This is a genomic window from Pseudoalteromonas sp. ABE4_541 (genome assembly GCF_056312285.1).
This window is the reverse complement of the sequence record NZ_JBSVEM010000008.1, coordinates 184898-201614: the sequence shown is the minus strand read 5'-3', so window position 1 is coordinate 201614 and position 16717 is coordinate 184898. Positions and strand designations below refer to the sequence as shown.

The 16717-nt window shown below is 45.3% G+C and carries 16 protein-coding genes; 9 read left to right on the top strand and 7 right to left on the bottom strand.

The window, feature by feature from the left end:
- On the top strand, positions 1 to 545 hold a 545-nt coding region (locus ACW689_RS10460), incomplete at its 5' end, for a calcium-binding protein (protein WP_476291032.1).
- A gap of 118 nt (positions 546 to 663) precedes the next feature.
- Here ACW689_RS10460 and asnA read toward each other — a convergent pair.
- Positions 664 to 1662 (bottom strand): aspartate--ammonia ligase, encoded by a 999-nt coding sequence (gene asnA, locus ACW689_RS10455; protein ID WP_476291030.1) that lies wholly within the window; start codon positions 1660 to 1662, stop codon positions 664 to 666.
- Between the two features lie 185 nt (positions 1663 to 1847).
- Between asnA and asnC the strand changes: the two genes are divergently transcribed.
- The 3 genes from asnC (at position 1848) to recG (ending at position 5177) form a co-directional block, all read left to right on the top strand.
- Positions 1848 to 2306, top strand: a complete 459-nt coding sequence (gene asnC / locus ACW689_RS10450) for a transcriptional regulator AsnC (protein ID WP_152087173.1) — start codon at positions 1848 to 1850, stop codon at positions 2304 to 2306.
- A 62-nt stretch (positions 2307 to 2368) separates the two neighbouring features.
- Positions 2369 to 3067 carry a tRNA (guanosine(18)-2'-O)-methyltransferase TrmH gene (gene trmH / locus ACW689_RS10445; protein WP_476291028.1) on the top strand — a complete coding sequence of 233 codons (699 nt, stop codon included), beginning with the start codon at positions 2369 to 2371 and terminating at the stop codon, positions 3065 to 3067.
- Between the two features lie 22 nt (positions 3068 to 3089).
- On the top strand, positions 3090 to 5177 hold the full coding sequence (recG, locus tag ACW689_RS10440) for an ATP-dependent DNA helicase RecG (protein WP_476291026.1): 2088 nt from the start codon (positions 3090 to 3092) through the stop codon (positions 5175 to 5177).
- A 42-nt stretch (positions 5178 to 5219) separates the two neighbouring features.
- On the opposite strand, the gene galE is transcribed toward recG, so the two are convergent.
- Both galE and ACW689_RS10430 read right to left on the bottom strand, forming a co-directional pair.
- A complete protein-coding gene (gene galE / locus ACW689_RS10435; protein ID WP_476291024.1) occupies positions 5220 to 6236 on the bottom strand; it encodes a UDP-glucose 4-epimerase GalE in 1017 nt (338 codons plus the stop codon).
- Positions 6237 to 6302: 66 nt separating this feature from the next.
- Positions 6303 to 7193, bottom strand: a complete 891-nt coding sequence (locus tag ACW689_RS10430) for a hypothetical protein (RefSeq protein WP_476291022.1) — start codon at positions 7191 to 7193, stop codon at positions 6303 to 6305.
- Positions 7194 to 7295: 102 nt separating this feature from the next.
- Here ACW689_RS10430 and ACW689_RS10425 point away from each other — a divergent pair, with 102 nt between their 5' ends.
- From ACW689_RS10425 to yjjG, 3 genes are all read left to right on the top strand, one after another.
- The gene (locus tag ACW689_RS10425; RefSeq protein WP_476291020.1) at positions 7296 to 8195 is read left to right on the top strand and encodes a phosphoribulokinase; all 900 of its coding nucleotides are present in this window, start codon (positions 7296 to 7298) and stop codon (positions 8193 to 8195) included.
- Between the two features lie 81 nt (positions 8196 to 8276).
- The gene (gene yjjX, locus ACW689_RS10420) at positions 8277 to 8843 is read left to right on the top strand and encodes an inosine/xanthosine triphosphatase (protein ID WP_476291018.1); all 567 of its coding nucleotides are present in this window, start codon (positions 8277 to 8279) and stop codon (positions 8841 to 8843) included.
- Complete coding sequence (yjjG, locus tag ACW689_RS10415; protein WP_476291016.1) at positions 8833 to 9513, top strand: pyrimidine 5'-nucleotidase; 681 nt, start codon at positions 8833 to 8835, stop codon at positions 9511 to 9513. The genes yjjX and yjjG overlap by 11 nt, the downstream gene beginning before the upstream one ends.
- Positions 9514 to 9592: 79 nt before the next feature.
- Here the strand turns inward: yjjG and rlmB are convergent, their stop codons facing one another.
- From rlmB to ACW689_RS10395, 4 genes are all read right to left on the bottom strand, one after another.
- Complete coding sequence (gene rlmB / locus ACW689_RS10410) at positions 9593 to 10333, bottom strand: 23S rRNA (guanosine(2251)-2'-O)-methyltransferase RlmB (RefSeq protein ID WP_476291014.1); 741 nt, start codon at positions 10331 to 10333, stop codon at positions 9593 to 9595.
- Positions 10334 to 10335: 2 nt separating this feature from the next.
- Positions 10336 to 12831, bottom strand: a complete 2496-nt coding sequence (rnr, locus tag ACW689_RS10405) for a ribonuclease R (RefSeq protein ID WP_476291012.1) — start codon at positions 12829 to 12831, stop codon at positions 10336 to 10338.
- Between the two features lie 388 nt (positions 12832 to 13219).
- A complete protein-coding gene (locus ACW689_RS10400; RefSeq protein WP_476291010.1) occupies positions 13220 to 13822 on the bottom strand; it encodes a response regulator transcription factor in 603 nt (200 codons plus the stop codon).
- On the bottom strand, positions 13819 to 14919 hold the full coding sequence (locus tag ACW689_RS10395) for a sensor histidine kinase (protein WP_476291008.1): 1101 nt from the start codon (positions 14917 to 14919) through the stop codon (positions 13819 to 13821). Before ACW689_RS10395 ends, ACW689_RS10400 begins: the two co-directional genes overlap by 4 nt.
- A gap of 115 nt (positions 14920 to 15034) precedes the next feature.
- Here ACW689_RS10395 and ACW689_RS10390 point away from each other — a divergent pair, with 115 nt between their 5' ends.
- Together ACW689_RS10390 and ACW689_RS10385 are read left to right on the top strand one after the other, a co-directional pair.
- On the top strand, positions 15035 to 15931 hold the full coding sequence (locus ACW689_RS10390; RefSeq protein ID WP_476291006.1) for a DMT family transporter: 897 nt from the start codon (positions 15035 to 15037) through the stop codon (positions 15929 to 15931).
- On the top strand, positions 15897 to 16592 hold the full coding sequence (locus tag ACW689_RS10385) for a glycerophosphodiester phosphodiesterase (RefSeq protein WP_476291004.1): 696 nt from the start codon (positions 15897 to 15899) through the stop codon (positions 16590 to 16592). The genes ACW689_RS10390 and ACW689_RS10385 overlap by 35 nt, the downstream gene beginning before the upstream one ends.
- Positions 16593 to 16717 lie beyond the last annotated feature (125 nt).

Sequence of the window (16717 nt, the reverse complement as noted above, 5' to 3'; positions counted from 1 at the left end):
GTTTAGCTGGTGATGATAAGCTCAACGGAAGTAGTGGCAACGACACACTACATGGCGGCCTCGGTAATGACACGCTATCCGGCGGACAAGGGAACGATACCTACCACTGGGGACAGGGCCTCGGTAACGATATCATTCGTGATTTTGACACCCGTGACCGCTATGACTCAGAGCACATCGACACACTGGTGCTAGATAGCAGTGTCACACTGGACGATATGACGTGGTCGCGACACGGCAGTGACTTGATCTTAACGTTGGCTTCGACAGGCGAAACGCTGACCCTCGAAAGCTACTATGGCGGCAGTCAAAGCTACAAGATTGAACGTATCGAAATGGCCGATGGCACGGCGCTTGATTTGACTCAGATTGAACTCGATATAATACAAAATAACAATGAGCTAGTGTCGTCCGATCAATTAGACACCTCACTACAACTTCTCCATCAAGCAATGGCTGGATTTGATGTAGGTGATGATGTTGAACTGGGTGAGCTTGCCAGTACTCCACTGGTCAGCCATATGCTCAATGAGAGAAGTTATTAACCTACCGATTACTCTCAAAAAAATAGGCTATGTAATACCAACATAGCAAACAAAAAAAGCGGCACCACAAACATGTGGTGCCGCTTTGCTACTCATTTTACAACAACTTGATCTTTACTTAACGCAGCACATCGCTCACTTGCGCTTTTAACTCGTCACTCCACACGCCCACTTGAACTTGCGCGATATGTGCTTTTTGCAATAACAGCATCACTAAACGAGACTGGCCAATGCCGCCGCCAATGGTTTGTGGCATTTCACCTGCCAATAATTGCTGGTGCCAGTCGTGGGCCAAGCGGTCTTCATCCTCGGTGATTTTAAGCTGTCTTTGTAGTGAGTCAGGGCAAACACGAATACCCATAGAGGAGATCTCAAAGGCGTCTTCTAATACCGGGTTCCACACTAAAATGTCACCGTTCAGACCTTGATATTTATCGCAGGTGGGCGTTGACCAATCGTCGTAGTCTGGCGCACGTACATCATGAATTTTGCCATCACCCAGTTCACCGCCGATACCAATTAAGAACACCGCGCCATACTCTTGCGCTATGGCTTTTTCACGTTGCTTGGCTGTAAAGTCAGGATACATTTGGCGTAGTTCTTCACTGTGCACAAAAGTGATTTTCTCTGGTAAGAATGCGGTTAAACCAAACTCGTCGGCAGCCACCTGTTGTGTTGCTTTTATCGCTTCATACAACTTTTCAACCGTTTGTTTTAAAGCACTTAGAGAGCGCTCTGATTCGCTACAGATGATTTTTTCCCAATCCCATTGATCAACATACACTGAATGCACGGGAGAGAGTTTTTCTTCATCAGGGCGTAGCGCTTTCATGTGTGTATACAAGCCCTCTCCGACTGCGAACCCATAGTCACCGAGTGTTTTACGTTTCCATTTTGCTAATGAGTGCACCACTTCAAACTGTGCATCAGGTAGCGTTTTCACCTGAACAGATACAGCCTTTTCAGTGCCACTTAAGTTATCTTGAATGCCATCACCAACTTTGGCCAAAATCGGTGCTTGTACTTCAATTAAGCCCAATTGGCTTTCTAGTTGTTGTGAAAATACTTGTTTTACACGGCTGATCTGCTGCTGTGTTTGACGATATGTGCTCTGCATAATTAGGACCTCATTCCCAGTGAATTTTATAATTTGTTTGCCACTTTGCTTGTTGGCTTAAATCTATCGTCAACAAAAAACACGCTAATTACAACAACCATCAACAAAAATAGCACTTCACTCTATTTTTAATTAAAAATTACCTATATATTTTATTGATTCATTAATACCGGATAAAAATAACCATGGAAAATTATCAAATCGACAATCTGGATAAATCCATTTTGCATGCGCTGATGGACAATGCCCGCACACCGTATGCCGAATTAGCGAAAAGATTTGCCGTCAGTGCAGGCACCATTCATGTGCGTGTTGAAAAAATGAAACAAGCGGGGATCATTCAAGGCACTAAGGTGACCATTAGTGCGAAGAAGCTAGGCTACGATGTTTGTTGTTTTATCGGGGTTAACTTAAAGCATGCCCGTGATTACCCAAGTACCATTGCACAGTTGCAGGAGTTTGAGGAAGTGGTGGAAGCGTATTATACAACGGGAAATTACAGCATATTTATCAAAGTGATGGCCCGTACGATAGACCACCTTCAAGATGTGTTGATCAACAAAATTCAAACCATTGAAGCCATTCAATCCACAGAAACGCTTATCTCATTGCAAAACCCCATTGCACGAGAGGTGCTTCCCTAACTTGGGCATCGTGCAATAAGTGGGTATAATCGCCGCAATTTTGATTAGATGAGCAGTAACAGATGACAGATTCGCGTTTTCATCGTGTAAAACGAGTATTAGACAGACGCCAAACCGACCTTACCGTATGTTTAGACGAAGTACACAAACATCATAACTTATCGGCCATTGTGCGCACCGCTGATGCGGTGGGCTGTCATCATGTTCATGCCGTGTGGCCACAAGAGCAACGCCGCTTAACCAATAACACTTCAGGTGGTAGTAAAAACTGGGTAGAAACCCATATGCATGATGATATCGACGTTGCGGTTGCCACTATTCGCGAGCAAAACCCAGGGATTCAATTGCTTGCAACCAACCTCAGTGATGAAGCGGTGGACTATCGTGAAATAGATTACACCAAACCCACCGCCATCATTGTTGGCCAAGAGCGTTTGGGCATATCAGATAAAGCACTGGCGCACGCCGATAAGCACATTGTTATTCCAATGGAAGGCATGGTGCAGTCGTTAAATGTATCGGTTGCTGCCGCTTTGATCTTGTATGAAGCGCAGCGCCAAAGACAAGCCGCAGGCTTGTACGATCGCAACGATATGCTAGACGCCAAAACCAAACATACATTATTGTTTGAAGGCTGCCACCCAATCATCGCCAACCGTTGTATTGAAAAGGGGCTACCCTACCCAGATTTAGACGAAAATGGCGAAATTGTGGCTGACGAGACTTTTTGGAATACGTTAAAGTTTAAAAAAACGACTTAAATTAGTTAAACAAGGAAGCAGTATGTCAACGCCCAGCTTATCTCACTACCCGATCACCGAGCTCAAAGGCGTAGGGCCAAAAGTTGCTGATCGTTTAGCCAAACTCGGTATTGCCACCGTGCAAGACATGCTGTTTCACCTCCCTCTTCGTTATGAAGATAGAGCCCGCACCTATGCGATTGCGGAACTAATGCCACACAGCCATGTGAGCATTGAAGCACAAATTGAACATAGCCAGATCACTTTTGGTAAACGACGCATGTTGATCTGCCACGTGAATGATGGCACCGGTAGACTGACCTTACGCTTTTTTAATTTCAACGCGGCACAAAAAAATGCCATGGCAACGGGTAAGATCATCCGCTGCTTTGGTGAAGTGCGCCGAGGTCAAGCTGGTCTCGAAATGGCCCACCCAGAATACAGTATTCGTGACTGCCACAGTGAGCCGATTGACCCCGCATTAGCCACCCTCACCGCCGTTTATCCGACCACGGAAGGGCTCAAACAATTAAGTATTCGTAGCATTGCCAACAAGGCGCTTGCGCTACTTGAAAAATATCAATTGCAAGAATACTTACCTGAGCAATTTCGCCCAGCGGGTTTGAGTTTGAAAGACGCTGTGTTACAACTGCACAAGCCACCGCAAGATGTGGATTTATCTCAGTTAGAATTAGGTCAGCACCCAGCCCAACAACGACTGGCGTTTGAAGAATTACTGGCGCAGAACTTAAGTCTGCTACAACTAAGGCAAAAAGGCCAGTCGGTGAAAGCCGTCCCATTACCACCTAACAATACCCTGGAACCGGAGTTTTTAGCGAACTTGCCGTTTGCACCAACCAATGCACAAAGCCGTGTGGTGGCAGAAATTAAACAAGACTTACAACAGCCCTATCCTATGATGCGTTTAGTTCAAGGAGACGTTGGATCCGGTAAAACTTTGGTCGCTGCATTGGCCTCACTCACGGCTATTGCCAAAGGTTATCAAGTGGCGTTGATGGCCCCTACGGAAATACTCTCCGAGCAACACGGCATCAACTTTAGTAATTGGTTTCAAGCGCTCGGACTTGAAGTCGCTTGGCTTGGAGGCAAAACCAAAGGTAAAGAACGAACGCGCATTTTAGAAGACATCGCCAGTGGCAAAGCGCAAATGGTGGTGGGGACCCATGCTCTGTTTCAACAACAAGTGGAATTTTTTAATCTTGCCTTGATCATCATTGATGAACAGCACCGATTTGGCGTTCACCAGCGTTTAGCATTAAGGGAAAAGGGCCAATTTAATGGCTGCTATCCGCATCAATTGGTGATGACCGCCACCCCAATACCTCGCACCCTCGCGATGACCGCTTACGCGGATTTGGAAACCTCCGTCATTGACGAGTTACCACCAGGGCGAACGCCCATTACCACAGTTGCTGTACCGGATACCCGCCGCGAGCAAGTGATCAGTCGAGTAAAAAGCGCTTGCTTGGAAGATAAACGACAAGTGTACTGGGTGTGCACACTGATTGATGAATCAGAAGTACTGCAATGCCAAGCGGCGGAAGATGCTGCAGCACAACTTAAAGAGCAGTTGCCAGAGCTCACCATTGGCCTAGTACATGGGCGAATGAAGGCACAGGAAAAACAACAAATCATGAGTGCATTTAAAAACGGGGATATTCATGTATTAGTTGCGACAACGGTCATTGAAGTCGGTGTAGATGTACCCAATGCCAGCTTGATCATCATCGAAAACCCTGAGCGTTTAGGTCTCGCGCAACTCCACCAGTTACGTGGTCGAGTGGGTCGAGGTGCCATCGCTTCCCATTGTTTGTTACTTTATCATGCACCGCTGTCAGTGACAGCACAAAAACGTTTAGGCGTGCTACGCGATAGTAATGATGGCTTTGTCATAGCCGAGCGCGATTTGGAAATAAGAGGGCCCGGTGAAGTACTTGGTACAAAACAAACGGGGCTTGCAGAGTTTAAGGTAGCGGATTTGAATCGAGATAAAGCGCTATTGAATCAAGTCAGGCCTTTAGCCATTAAGCTCATGCGTGAACACAGCGAAGTCGTTGAACCTCTGGTCACTCGCTGGTTAGGCACACGCAGCGAGCTGGCCATGGCATAAACAAAAAGAGTGGATAGCTATCCACTCTCTAAACTTCAGCGATTACGCTTTGTAACCATTTGGATTGTTACTTTGCCAACGCCACGTATCTGCCATCATAACGTCAATACCGCGCGTTGCTTGCCAACCAAGCTCTTGCTCTGCTTTGTCTGGCGCCGCATAACAAGCGGCAATATCGCCATCACGACGTGGCAACACTTTGTAAGGCACAGGTTTGCCAGACGCTTTCTCAAAGGCTTTAACCATTTCAAGCACCGAATAACCGTTACCAGTACCAAGGTTAAAAATATGCGTGCCGTTATTATCGGCCAGTTTATCGAGCGCCTTCAAATGACCAAGCGCCAAATCAACCACATGAATATAGTCACGCACACCCGTACCATCAATGGTATCGTAATCATCACCAAATACGCCTAACTGTTCTAGCTTAGCCACTGCAACCTGAGAAATATAAGGCAATAAGTTATTCGGAATACCATTGGGGTCTTCACCAATAAGGCCCGATTCATGAGCACCAACTGGGTTGAAGTAACGCAAAATGGCAAATGCAAAGCGCTCGTCCGATTTGGCGACATCTTGAAGCATCATTTCTACCATCAATTTTGAGCTACCGTAGGGGTTGGTCGTGCCACCCACTGGGAAGTCTTCCTTAATAGGCAGACTAGCAGGGTCACCATACACGGTTGCTGATGAGCTGAACACCAGCTTAAATACATTGGCATCGCGCATAGCATCAAGCAAGGTGAGCGTGCCTTGCACGTTTCCTTGATAATACTCGATAGGTTTGCGCACCGACTCACCCACGGCTTTGAGTCCAGCAAAGTGGAGCACTTGGCTAATATCGTAGCGCGAAAATATGTCATCCAAAAATGCTTTATCAAGAATATCACCTTGATGGAAAGCGACTTCTTTACCCGTTATTTCACTTACCCGCGAGAGCGACTCCTTTGACGCATTGCTCAAGTTATCAATCACAACAAGATCATCGCTGCGCTTTAAAAGTTCTAACACGGTGTGTGAGCCAATATAGCCTGCACCACCTGTGACAAGTATTGTCATATCGCTTCCCTATTTATTTGTCTGCGCGCTATTTTAAGAAACTTTTCTCAGCTTTTGCAGTGCAACTTACGATTTATCGCAAACAAAAGCCAATTTGCCACTGTGATAACTCAAACGTGAAATATGGGTATCGCAATATGGGCTTAAGTTATGCCATTGAGATACGGTTTTAGGCGCATTAATATCACGCATGTAAATACGATTTCCTATAGCATACGCAACATGTTTGTCGTCTAACCACGTATAATCTTGCACCCCTTTAGGCATAACAAAGTGATCCGTGACTTGCTGAGTTTTATTTGAAAAACTCGCAAACCACTGCTCTTCCCCTTTGCTATGCGTAAATGAATACACCTTTCTTTGTGGATTATAGGCTAATGTGCGCCCTATTTCTTTGGCCACTTTTTTAGGCAAGTGACCATTTAAGTCTGTATATTGCAGTGTATGTGGCTGGCCTAAAATAAACATGATCAGATCTTGTTGTGTTCCCCATGCGTGATAACCAACAGGCTCGATATGATCAAAAATACGTTTTGCCGGCAACGACTTATCAAACGGATAAAACCACAACTTTTGTTTTCCGTCAGGCTCAACCACCACACTCGATAAACCTTGCTCGTATGGGTACAAAGTTGGTGAAAACTCAGAGACTGGAGTATTGGTCAAGTTACTGCTTTTGCCACTATCAAACTCATAAAAAAACAAGTCAGTTTGGCTTTGCCCACCGTCAGAGACTTCTTGTGTGAAGTAAACGCCTCGCTCATCTACTAAGGGTTGGTTATGGTAACGACTATCATCAGTCAGCGGGATCACCCTAATAGAATCAGCGGATTCTGTTGCAAGAAAAATCTGGCTTTTAGGCATAGCCGCCTGAACATGCAGTGTTGAAACGGACAATATAGAGAACAAAGTGGGAATAAACGCTTTCATCATGATCCTTGTTTTTTCTTTCATCATACCCAGATGCGTAAAAAACCACAAAACTTGCTATTCAATTCCCTTCAGGTAACATCGGATTTACACTTTTTGATTGTTTACTTGCATCGCAGAGGCCTGAATATGTCCCAAAAGCACCCAATTATCGCGATTACTGGTAGTTCAGGGGCTGGCACAACCACCACAACGAATGCCATCAAGCATATATTCCGTAGCCTCAGTGCCAATGCAGCTTTTATTGAGGGCGATAGCTTTCATCGTTACACGCGCCCTGAAATGGACAAATTAAAACGTGAAGCTCTACAAGAAGGTAAGCACATTAGCTACTTTGGACAAGAAGCAAATGATTTCAAAGCACTAGAAGAGTTATTTAGTCGCTATGGCGAACATGGCGATGGCAAGATCCGACGTTACCTACACACTTTTGATGACGCGGTGCCCTACAATCAACTCCCCGGAACATTTACGCCCTATCAAGACCTTGAGCCCAATACCGATGTACTATTTTATGAAGGCCTGCATGGCGGTGTGGTAACTGAGGAACACGATGTTGCTAAGCATGTCGATTTACTGATAGGCATGGTGCCCATTATCAACCTCGAGTGGATCCAAAAACTAATCCGTGACACCAATGAACGCGGACACTCCAGAGAAGCTGTCATGAGCTCAATTGTACGCAGCATGGACGATTATATTAATCACATTACGCCGCAGTTTTCTCGCACCCATATCAACTTCCAGCGAGTCCCAACCGTCGATACTTCCAACCCATTTAGCGCCAAAGATATTCCGTCATTGGATGAAAGCTTTGTGGTGATCCGCTTTAGGGGCATTGAAGATGTTGATTTTCCATATTATCTACAAATGATCGATGGCAGCTTTATGTCGCGCATGAACACCCTTGTGGTGCCTGGTGGAAAAATGGGCCTAGCAATGGAATTAGTCCTCACTCCGCTTATTAAAGATTTACTTATAAAAAAGCGTGCACTGGAAAATATGGCTCCGGTTGACTTGCCCATTTAATCGAAGGTGATTTAACTTGCTTGCCCTACGCTGGCAAATTAAACTGACTGCCTTATTTTTGCCGAAGTAGGGAGCATCACCATGGCAACAAAACAGAGTTTAAAAGTACTGGTTGGGTCACAAAACCCAGTTAAAGTCAGTGCAGCAAAAAGCGTCATGGAGCGCTACTTTCCTCAGCACCACATCGATTGCCAAGGCTTACACGCGCCAAGTGGCGTACCAGATCAACCACTGGGTGAAGATGAAACCCGCATTGGCGCACAAAACCGCGTTAAGTACCTACAAACACATCATCAAGCTGATTTTTACTGCGCAATGGAAGGGGGGGCTCACCAATTTAGCTATGGTCCTGCCACCTTTGCGTATGTGGTGATAGCCGATGACAATTACACCAGCGTTAATCGCAGTAGCAATTTACCGCTGCCACAACATTTGTATGATGCACTCATCGCAGGTGAAGAGCTCGGCCCAGTTATGGACCGTGCTTTTAACACCACGAACATCAAGCAAAAGGGTGGTGCAATTGGTTTATTAACCAATCACGTCGCGACTCGAGAGAGCACCTACACGCAAGCGCTTACCTTAGCAATGGCGCCTTTTTTACACCCGCACTTATTTACCAAACAGAAAGTTAGCGATGAAGTATAGCCACATTTTATTTGATGCTGATGAAACCTTATTCAGCTTTAATGCCTATTTAGGATTAAAAACTCTGTTCGCCCAGTATGGCGTTGAATTTACTGAGCAAGATCATTACGAATATCAACAAGTCAATGCCCCGCTGTGGCTTGATTATCAAGCGGGCCGCATTGACGCACAAACGCTACAAGTTACCCGCTTTGCCAAATGGGCAGAACGTTTGCAAGTCCCTGCTAGCACCTTAAATGCAGGCTTTTTAGAATCGATGGCCAGCATTTGTGAACCGCTCCCCGGCACTCGCGAACTATTGGCGCATTTAAAAGGCAAGGCCACCCTTGGCATCATCACCAATGGTTTTGCTGCACTGCAAGAAAAGCGCCTAGCTCACACGGGTTTGCAGGATTGTTTTGACTGTTTAGTGATCTCTGAATTGGTTGGCACCGCAAAACCTGATCCATACATTTTCGCGCATACTTTGTCCTTGCTGGGTAATCCTGACAAAAGCAAAGTGTTGATGGTCGGTGACACGCCAAGCAGTGATATTTTAGGTGCCAATAACTTTGGCATAGATAGTTGCTGGTTACAGCATCCCGGGAAAACGCGCCCCGGCGATATTCACCCAACCTATACCGTGCAAAACCTGGCCGAGCTAGAGGCTATTTTAGGTACTGACCACTAAACAACCTAAGTTTAGAGCAACAAACAAAAAAGCGCAGACTCTGCTGCGCTTTATAAATCTAAATGATTGGATAGCTGGCTTACAACGCACTACGCTGACGCAACACCTCAAACAAGCAAATACCCGTTGCCACCGACACGTTCAAACTCGACACCGTGCCAACCATCGGGATTTTCACCAGTACATCACAATGTTCACGTGTTAAGCGACGCATACCGTCGCCTTCGGCCCCCATTACAATCGCCATCGGTCCTGTCAGGCTTGCATCGAATATCCCGGTATCTGTCTCACCCGCCGTACCTGCAACCCAAACACCCGCTTCTTTAATATCACGTAATGTGCGCGCAAGGTTAGTGACCTGAATAAGCGGTACCGTTTCAGCAGCGCCACAGGCTACTTTGCGCGCTGTACCGTTGAGCTTAGCAGACTTGTCTTTAGGCACAATCACAGCATGCACACCGGCTGCATCCGCACTACGTAAACAAGCGCCCAAGTTATGTGGATCGGTGACGCCATCTAACACTAAAAAGAACGGAGTAGTTTCGCGCGCTAAGATCTCGTCCAAATCACGTTCGTTGTAAGTTCTGGCCGCTTTCACGTTAGCAATAATACCCTGGTGCTGCTCACCATTGGCTTTGCTATCCAGCGCCTTACGCTGCATAAACTGCACCGAAATACCAAATTTGCGAGCTTCATTGATCACCGGATTCAAGCGTTTATCTTCACGACCTTTTAGCGCATAAATTTCTAAGAAGCGCTCAGGCTCTTTCGCCAAAATGGCTTCGATACTATGAAATCCAAAAATTAATTCATTACTCACTGTTATTGTGCTCCAGAGCTACTTTTGTTGCGTTTTCGGGCATTTTTGCCAAGTCGCTTTACCTTGGCTTTTTTGCCCTTTGCTTTTGTCTTTGCTGGACCTTTACCAGCCCCAGTCCCCGCTTTTTTGGCTTTTTTCAATTTACCTTTCGGGGTGGTGGTTTTGCCTTTTTTCTTAGGCTTGTGTTCTTCTATATTTTCTCCGCGTTCGCCCTCTTTTTTACCGGGGATTTTGCCCGCTTTTAATTGGGCACGAACACTTTGCGGCGCAGCCTTTGGCTCCGCTTTGAACGACTTGTTGCGACGCCTTGCGTACCTATCTGGTAACTGCTCACCCGCCATGGCAAGATTAATACGTCGCTCGTCCAAGCTCACAGAAGCAACCACCACTTTAAGTTTATCGCCTAAACGATATATCTGACGACTATGCTCGCCTATCAAGCAGTGCTTAGCACCATCAAAATGGAAATACTCCTGACCAAGGCTAGAAATATGAATCATGCCATCAATTTGTAAGTCATCTAAACGTACAAATAAACCAAAGTTCGTGACCGATGAAACCACACCAGAGAACTCATCACCCACATGATCTTGCATAAACTCACACTTGAGCCAATCGGCAACTTCTCTGGTGGCATCATCAGCACGACGCTCGGTTGTCGAACACTGCTCACCCAATTGGTCAACTTCGTCAGTGTCATACACATAACCACCCGATGTCTTCTGACCTTGGGTATTTAAAATGCCTTTGATCGCTCTATGTACCACTAAATCTGGGTAACGACGTATTGGCGACGTAAAGTGTGCATAAGCATTCAGTGCTAAGCCATAGTGACCAATGTTATCAGGCTGATAAACCGCTTGTTTCATTGAGCGCAGCAGCATGGTTTGAATGAGTTCTTGCTCCGGTCGCTCGCCCAGTGAATTAAGCGCCGCTGTCAGTTCGAGAGGTGATGGGTCGTTTGGCAATAAGCTCTCAATCCCCAAGTCGTTTAAAAACTGTCTAAAATGGCTAAGCTTTTCTTGATCTGGTTCATCATGAACTCGATACAAGGCACTGGCTTCATGCTTTTCAAGTAACTTAGCCGCAGACACATTGGCTAAGATCATACACTCTTCAATGAGTTTATGGGCATCGTTACGCACCAACGGTACAATCGATTCAATCTTGCGGTGGGCATTAAACACAAAACGTGTTTCAACCGTTTCAAATTCAATGGCACCACGAGTTTGTCTTGCAGACTTAAGCGCCATGTACATTTGCTGTAAATCAGTTAAGTGCGGTACCAGTTCACTATACTGCTCGCGTAGCTGCTCATCGCCTTGCAAAATGGCGTGTACTTTGGTGTAAGTCAAACGCGCATGGGAGTTCATCACCGCTTCGTAAAAACGATAACCCGATAAGCGGCCCGCTTCCGACACCGTCATTTCAGCCACCATACACAAGCGATCAACTTGCGGGTTTAATGAGCACAAGCCATTTGACAACACCTTAGGCAACATGGGGATCACTTGCTCGGGAAAGTACACTGAGTTACCACGTTCAATCGCTTCTCTATCTAACGGACTGCCTTTTGGCACATAATGAGATACATCGGCGATAGCAACCCATAAGCGCCAGCCTCCCGACTTTTTGCGCTCACAGAACACCGCATCATCAAAATCTCTCGCATCTTCACCATCTATGGTTACTAACGGTAAATCACGTAAATCAACACGCCCTTGCTTATCGGCGTCTTCTACTTCTTCGCCATGACGAGATACCTGTTCAAGCACCGCTTCTGGCCAAATATGCGGAATATCATGATTGCGTAGCGCAACCTCAATTTCCATGCCTGGCGCCATGTGTTCACCCAACACTTCGGTCACTCTGCCAACCGCATTCATGTGTCGACTTGGGCTTTGCGTGATCTGCACTTGCACCATTTGATTATGGCGGGCGCCATTTTCACTGCCCGGCAAAATGATAATATCTTGGGTGATACGCGGGTCTTCTGGCACCACAACAGCCGTACCGTACTCGACAAAATAGCGTCCAACCAGCGGGGCGCGCTCATTTTCTAACACGCGTACAATGCGGGCTTCAACTTTGCCACCCGAGCCTCGGCTAGCTGCTTTGGCCAGTACAATATCCCCGTGTAGCACCCCATTCATTTGGTGCTTGGCGATAAACCAATCTTTCGGCTCACCTTCAACCGCTAAAAAGCCAAAACCATCTCGATGACCAATTACCCGGCCTTTAACCAAACCATCATCTGTTGGGATCACATAGCGTTTGAATTTATTAAAATGCAGTTGTCCATCACGCTCCATAGCGCGTAAACGACGCTTAAACGCCACCTGACGTTCATCATCTAACACATTGAGACTATTACAGAGTTGACTAAAAGAGGTCGCTTTGTCGGCAGTTTTAATATGCTCTAAAATAAATTCGCGACTGGGTACTGGGTTTTCGTATTTGTCTTGTTCTCGACTGAGATAAGGATCCTGTTTTGACATTCACTAGCTTGTTAATTGAGTTATGTTGTTATTTTAACCCAAAACCCGATAATGAGACAGCTACCCAGAGTGAAAGTTTTATTTACCTCTAGGGCGTGTTGATCTTTGCTGTGTGTTTTTGCAGCAGTCATTCGGTTATTTTGGCAAGGCAGAGCCTGCGTCGCATAGTTATTCTATGTAAGTCAGGCGATAACGCAGAAAAAATGACCGAATGACGCTGCCCTACGGGTTCAACCAAAGGCTTCCACTACGGCGTCATGCGCTACTCGCATAGTTCACTATGTGTCATAGCGCATTTCTGGTATTGAAAGCCTTTGATTTGAACAAAAATCATACCTCAAAGATCAACACGCCCTAGATAGCACAGCTCTTCTCATCAAATTGGGGGTTATAACCAACCTTTCTGTTTGGCTATGCGCGCTGCATCTACTCGATTACTTGCCTGTAACTTGGCGATTGCCTCAGACAAATAATTTCTCACCGTTCCATCACTGAGATATAAGCGGGCTGCTATTTCTTTATTACTCAGCCCATCCCCCGCTAAGCTTAAAGCTATGCGCTCTCTTTCGGTCAGTGGATTCTGTTCGCTGCTTGCAAGAGATGCAAGCTCTGGCTCAATCACAACCTCACCCTGCATAACTTGCTCTAAGGCAGAAACTAAATAGCTGACAGGCGCCTCTTTGAGCACAAAGCCTTTCACATTCGATGCCATTGCCCGTTGAATGTACCCAGCTTTAGAAAAAGTGGTCATGATCACCGTCAAAATGTTCGGATATAAACGATTGATATCTTCAGCAAGATCAAGCCCCGATTTATGAGGCATTTCAATATCAGTTAACACAATATCGACTTCAACTTTCGCAAGTTGAGCAACAGCATCCACACCATCTGTCGCTTGTGCGACAACGGTAACATCCGCTTCTAAATTTAATAACGTCGAAATGGCGCCCCTGACCAACGCCTGATCTTCCACTACCATGACCCTAATCACACACTTTGCTCCATTGTTAGCTGGATTCTTACGCCTCTTTCAATTTCAATTTTGAGCTTTGCGCCCAATTGCAAAGCGCGATCTTTAATACCATTAAGCCCATTACCATACTCGAGCTCATCAACTTTACCGTTATCTTTCACTTTAAAAGTAATGTCTCTGCCATTTTGTAACAGTGAAATTGTCACCAGTTTAGCTCGGCTATGACGCAATATATTAGTTACGGCCTCTTTAGCCATATAGCACAGAGCACTTTCTTGTTGCGCACTTAATATAGGCTTATCGTTCTCTATCTCAACCATAAAGCCCGCCTGTAGTAAACTTTGCTGAAGTGAATTGATCTGTGCTTCCAAACCTATTTGGTTTAGCCCAGAAACAGCTTGGCGTACTTCGCTTAATAAACTTCGCGCTAATTCGGCAACCTCTAATGACTCTTTGATTGCGTGCTCTGGCTGCGCGACTTGGTGCAACTTACTGGCTAACTCTGCTTTTAAAGCAATGGATGATAGAGAATGCCCTAATAGGTCATGTAAATCTCTTGCGATTCGCTCGCGTTCAGCAATGGCCGCTAACTGCTCAATTTGTTGTTGATCTTGTTGATGTCTACGTAGGTGGAGCTGCTCCCTCCTTGCGATAGTGCCTAAAGCAAATAGCCCCCAGCCTATAATGAATGCAGGTAAACAAAAGTAAAAAAGCTGCCCACTGGCAAAAAAATATCCTGCCAAGAGGGTCGCAACCATAAGTACCCCCATCATTATGACGCCATGGAAAGCGCGATAACTTAAACCACAAAAAAAGCCAACATATCCCAACAAAGAATGCGTGCCATAAGTCAGCATTGTGCCAGCACCACATATCAACATCATTATCAGTAAAATCGCAGTGAGCTTGATCCCCTGAGAAAATAGCGCAGCCATATAAAGCAAAATAAAGAGTAGATATACACTGCACTGCATTGCCGCGTCGAGCGAATTCACACCATCCCATTTCAGCAACATGGGGAAAAAGTAAAATAAAGAGAATATCAGCGCCCACATACCCATTTTTTGCTCTTTGTGCAGCAAGAAATGGGTATTCTGATAAGCGAAAGTTTGCATAACGACTTATTCCATTGAATTAATGTAAATAGCTTAATGATTTTAAGGCGATTGTTTCAGTGACAAATGTCAACATGCTACACTGGCATTCTCAAAAACGATAATAAAGTAACCCATGCGAGCTGAACAAACCTCCCTTTTGTACCTCCACATTGCTGTATTGCTTTTTGGTGGTACCGCACTGTTTTCAAAACTTATCAATTTAAGCGCGTTAGATATTACCGTATATCGTACCGCCGTCGCTTTTGTCGTATTAGCGGGTCTACTTAAACTGACAGGTAAGCGGTTACGTTTGCAGCAAACTAAAGATTATTTTATCGCGGTGATGCTCGGCGTGGTGGTTGCCTTACACTGGGTAACTTATTTCGCAGGCATGCAAATGGCGGGAATTGCCACGGGGATAATCGCGTTCTTCACCTACCCTGTCATCACCGTTTTTCTAGAACCACTATTCACCAAACACAAGATTAAAAGTAAAGATATTGTCAGTGCTGTGGTTGTTTTGTTTGGCATTTACCTACTTATTCCAGAAGCAAATTTGGGTAATCAGGTCACTTTAGGCGTGGTAACGGGAATATTTTCTGGCGCACTGTTTTCATTGCGTAATTTACTACAAAAGCAGTACTTTTCGAGCTATAGCGGCCCCCACACCATGTTTTATCAAACGCTCACAGCCTGCGTTATGCTTGCGCTGTTTGTTGAAGTACCGCCATCACAGCTGCCAGAACAAGATATCTATTATATCTTGTTGGCAGGAGCCGTATTTACCGCTATCCCTCATGCATTATTCGCCAGTAGTTTAAAGCATTTATCGGCAACGACCGCCGGGTTAATTTCTTGTTTACAACCCTTGTATGGGACGCTGTTGGCCATTATGCTGTTGGCAGAAAAACCTAATTTAATGACTTTAGTGGGTGGCACACTGGTCATCAGTGCAGCTTGTTTTGAAACTTGGTCTATCACAAGGAAAAAGCCCCATGCTAGTATTCGCGCATCGAGGTGCCAGCGGTAATTACCCTGAAAATACTCTGAGTGCTATTCGCGCTGCTTTACAAGCAGATGTTGATGGAATTGAGCTAGATGTGCAAAGCTGTGCCGATGACTATGCCATCGTGCACGACACTTGGCTCGACAGAACCACCAATGGCTCAGGTAAAGTAAACCAAACCAGCTTACAAGACATTCAAGCATTAGATGCCGGTCATGGTGAAATCATCCCCAATTTACAGCAAGTATTTGATGAGATTGGCACACAAACCCTAATCAACCTTGAGCTCAAACATACTTTTGGGCTCGATCAGTTTGTCGCTACCATTGAGCGAAACGTACAACAAAACAAAATTCAGCGCGAACAGCTGCTCGTATCCTCATTCGATCATCACCAACTGGTCTGGCTAAAACAGAACATGCCATGGGTAAAAATTGGTGCGCTGACAGCCTCTATCCCACTACACTATGCGGAGTTTGCACAGCGTTTACATGCGTACAGTATTCATATTGATAAAAACTTTATAAATCATCAATTTGTAAATGATGCAAAACAGCGCGGATTAAAGGTTTTTGTTTATACGGTCGATAAACAACAAGATATTGAAGATATGCAAGCATTGGGTGTGGATGGCATTTTTAGCAACTTTCCATGCTATGCAAGAATGATTTTATCCCGTTCTTAGCATATATTATTGATTAAAGAAGTATTTATGTTTTTACCTGTTGCAACTCGATATGTGGTCTTGTCAAGGATGCAGCGTCTTTCAAGAGGACAAACATGGATAACCAAAAGCCAACAACGAGTCTT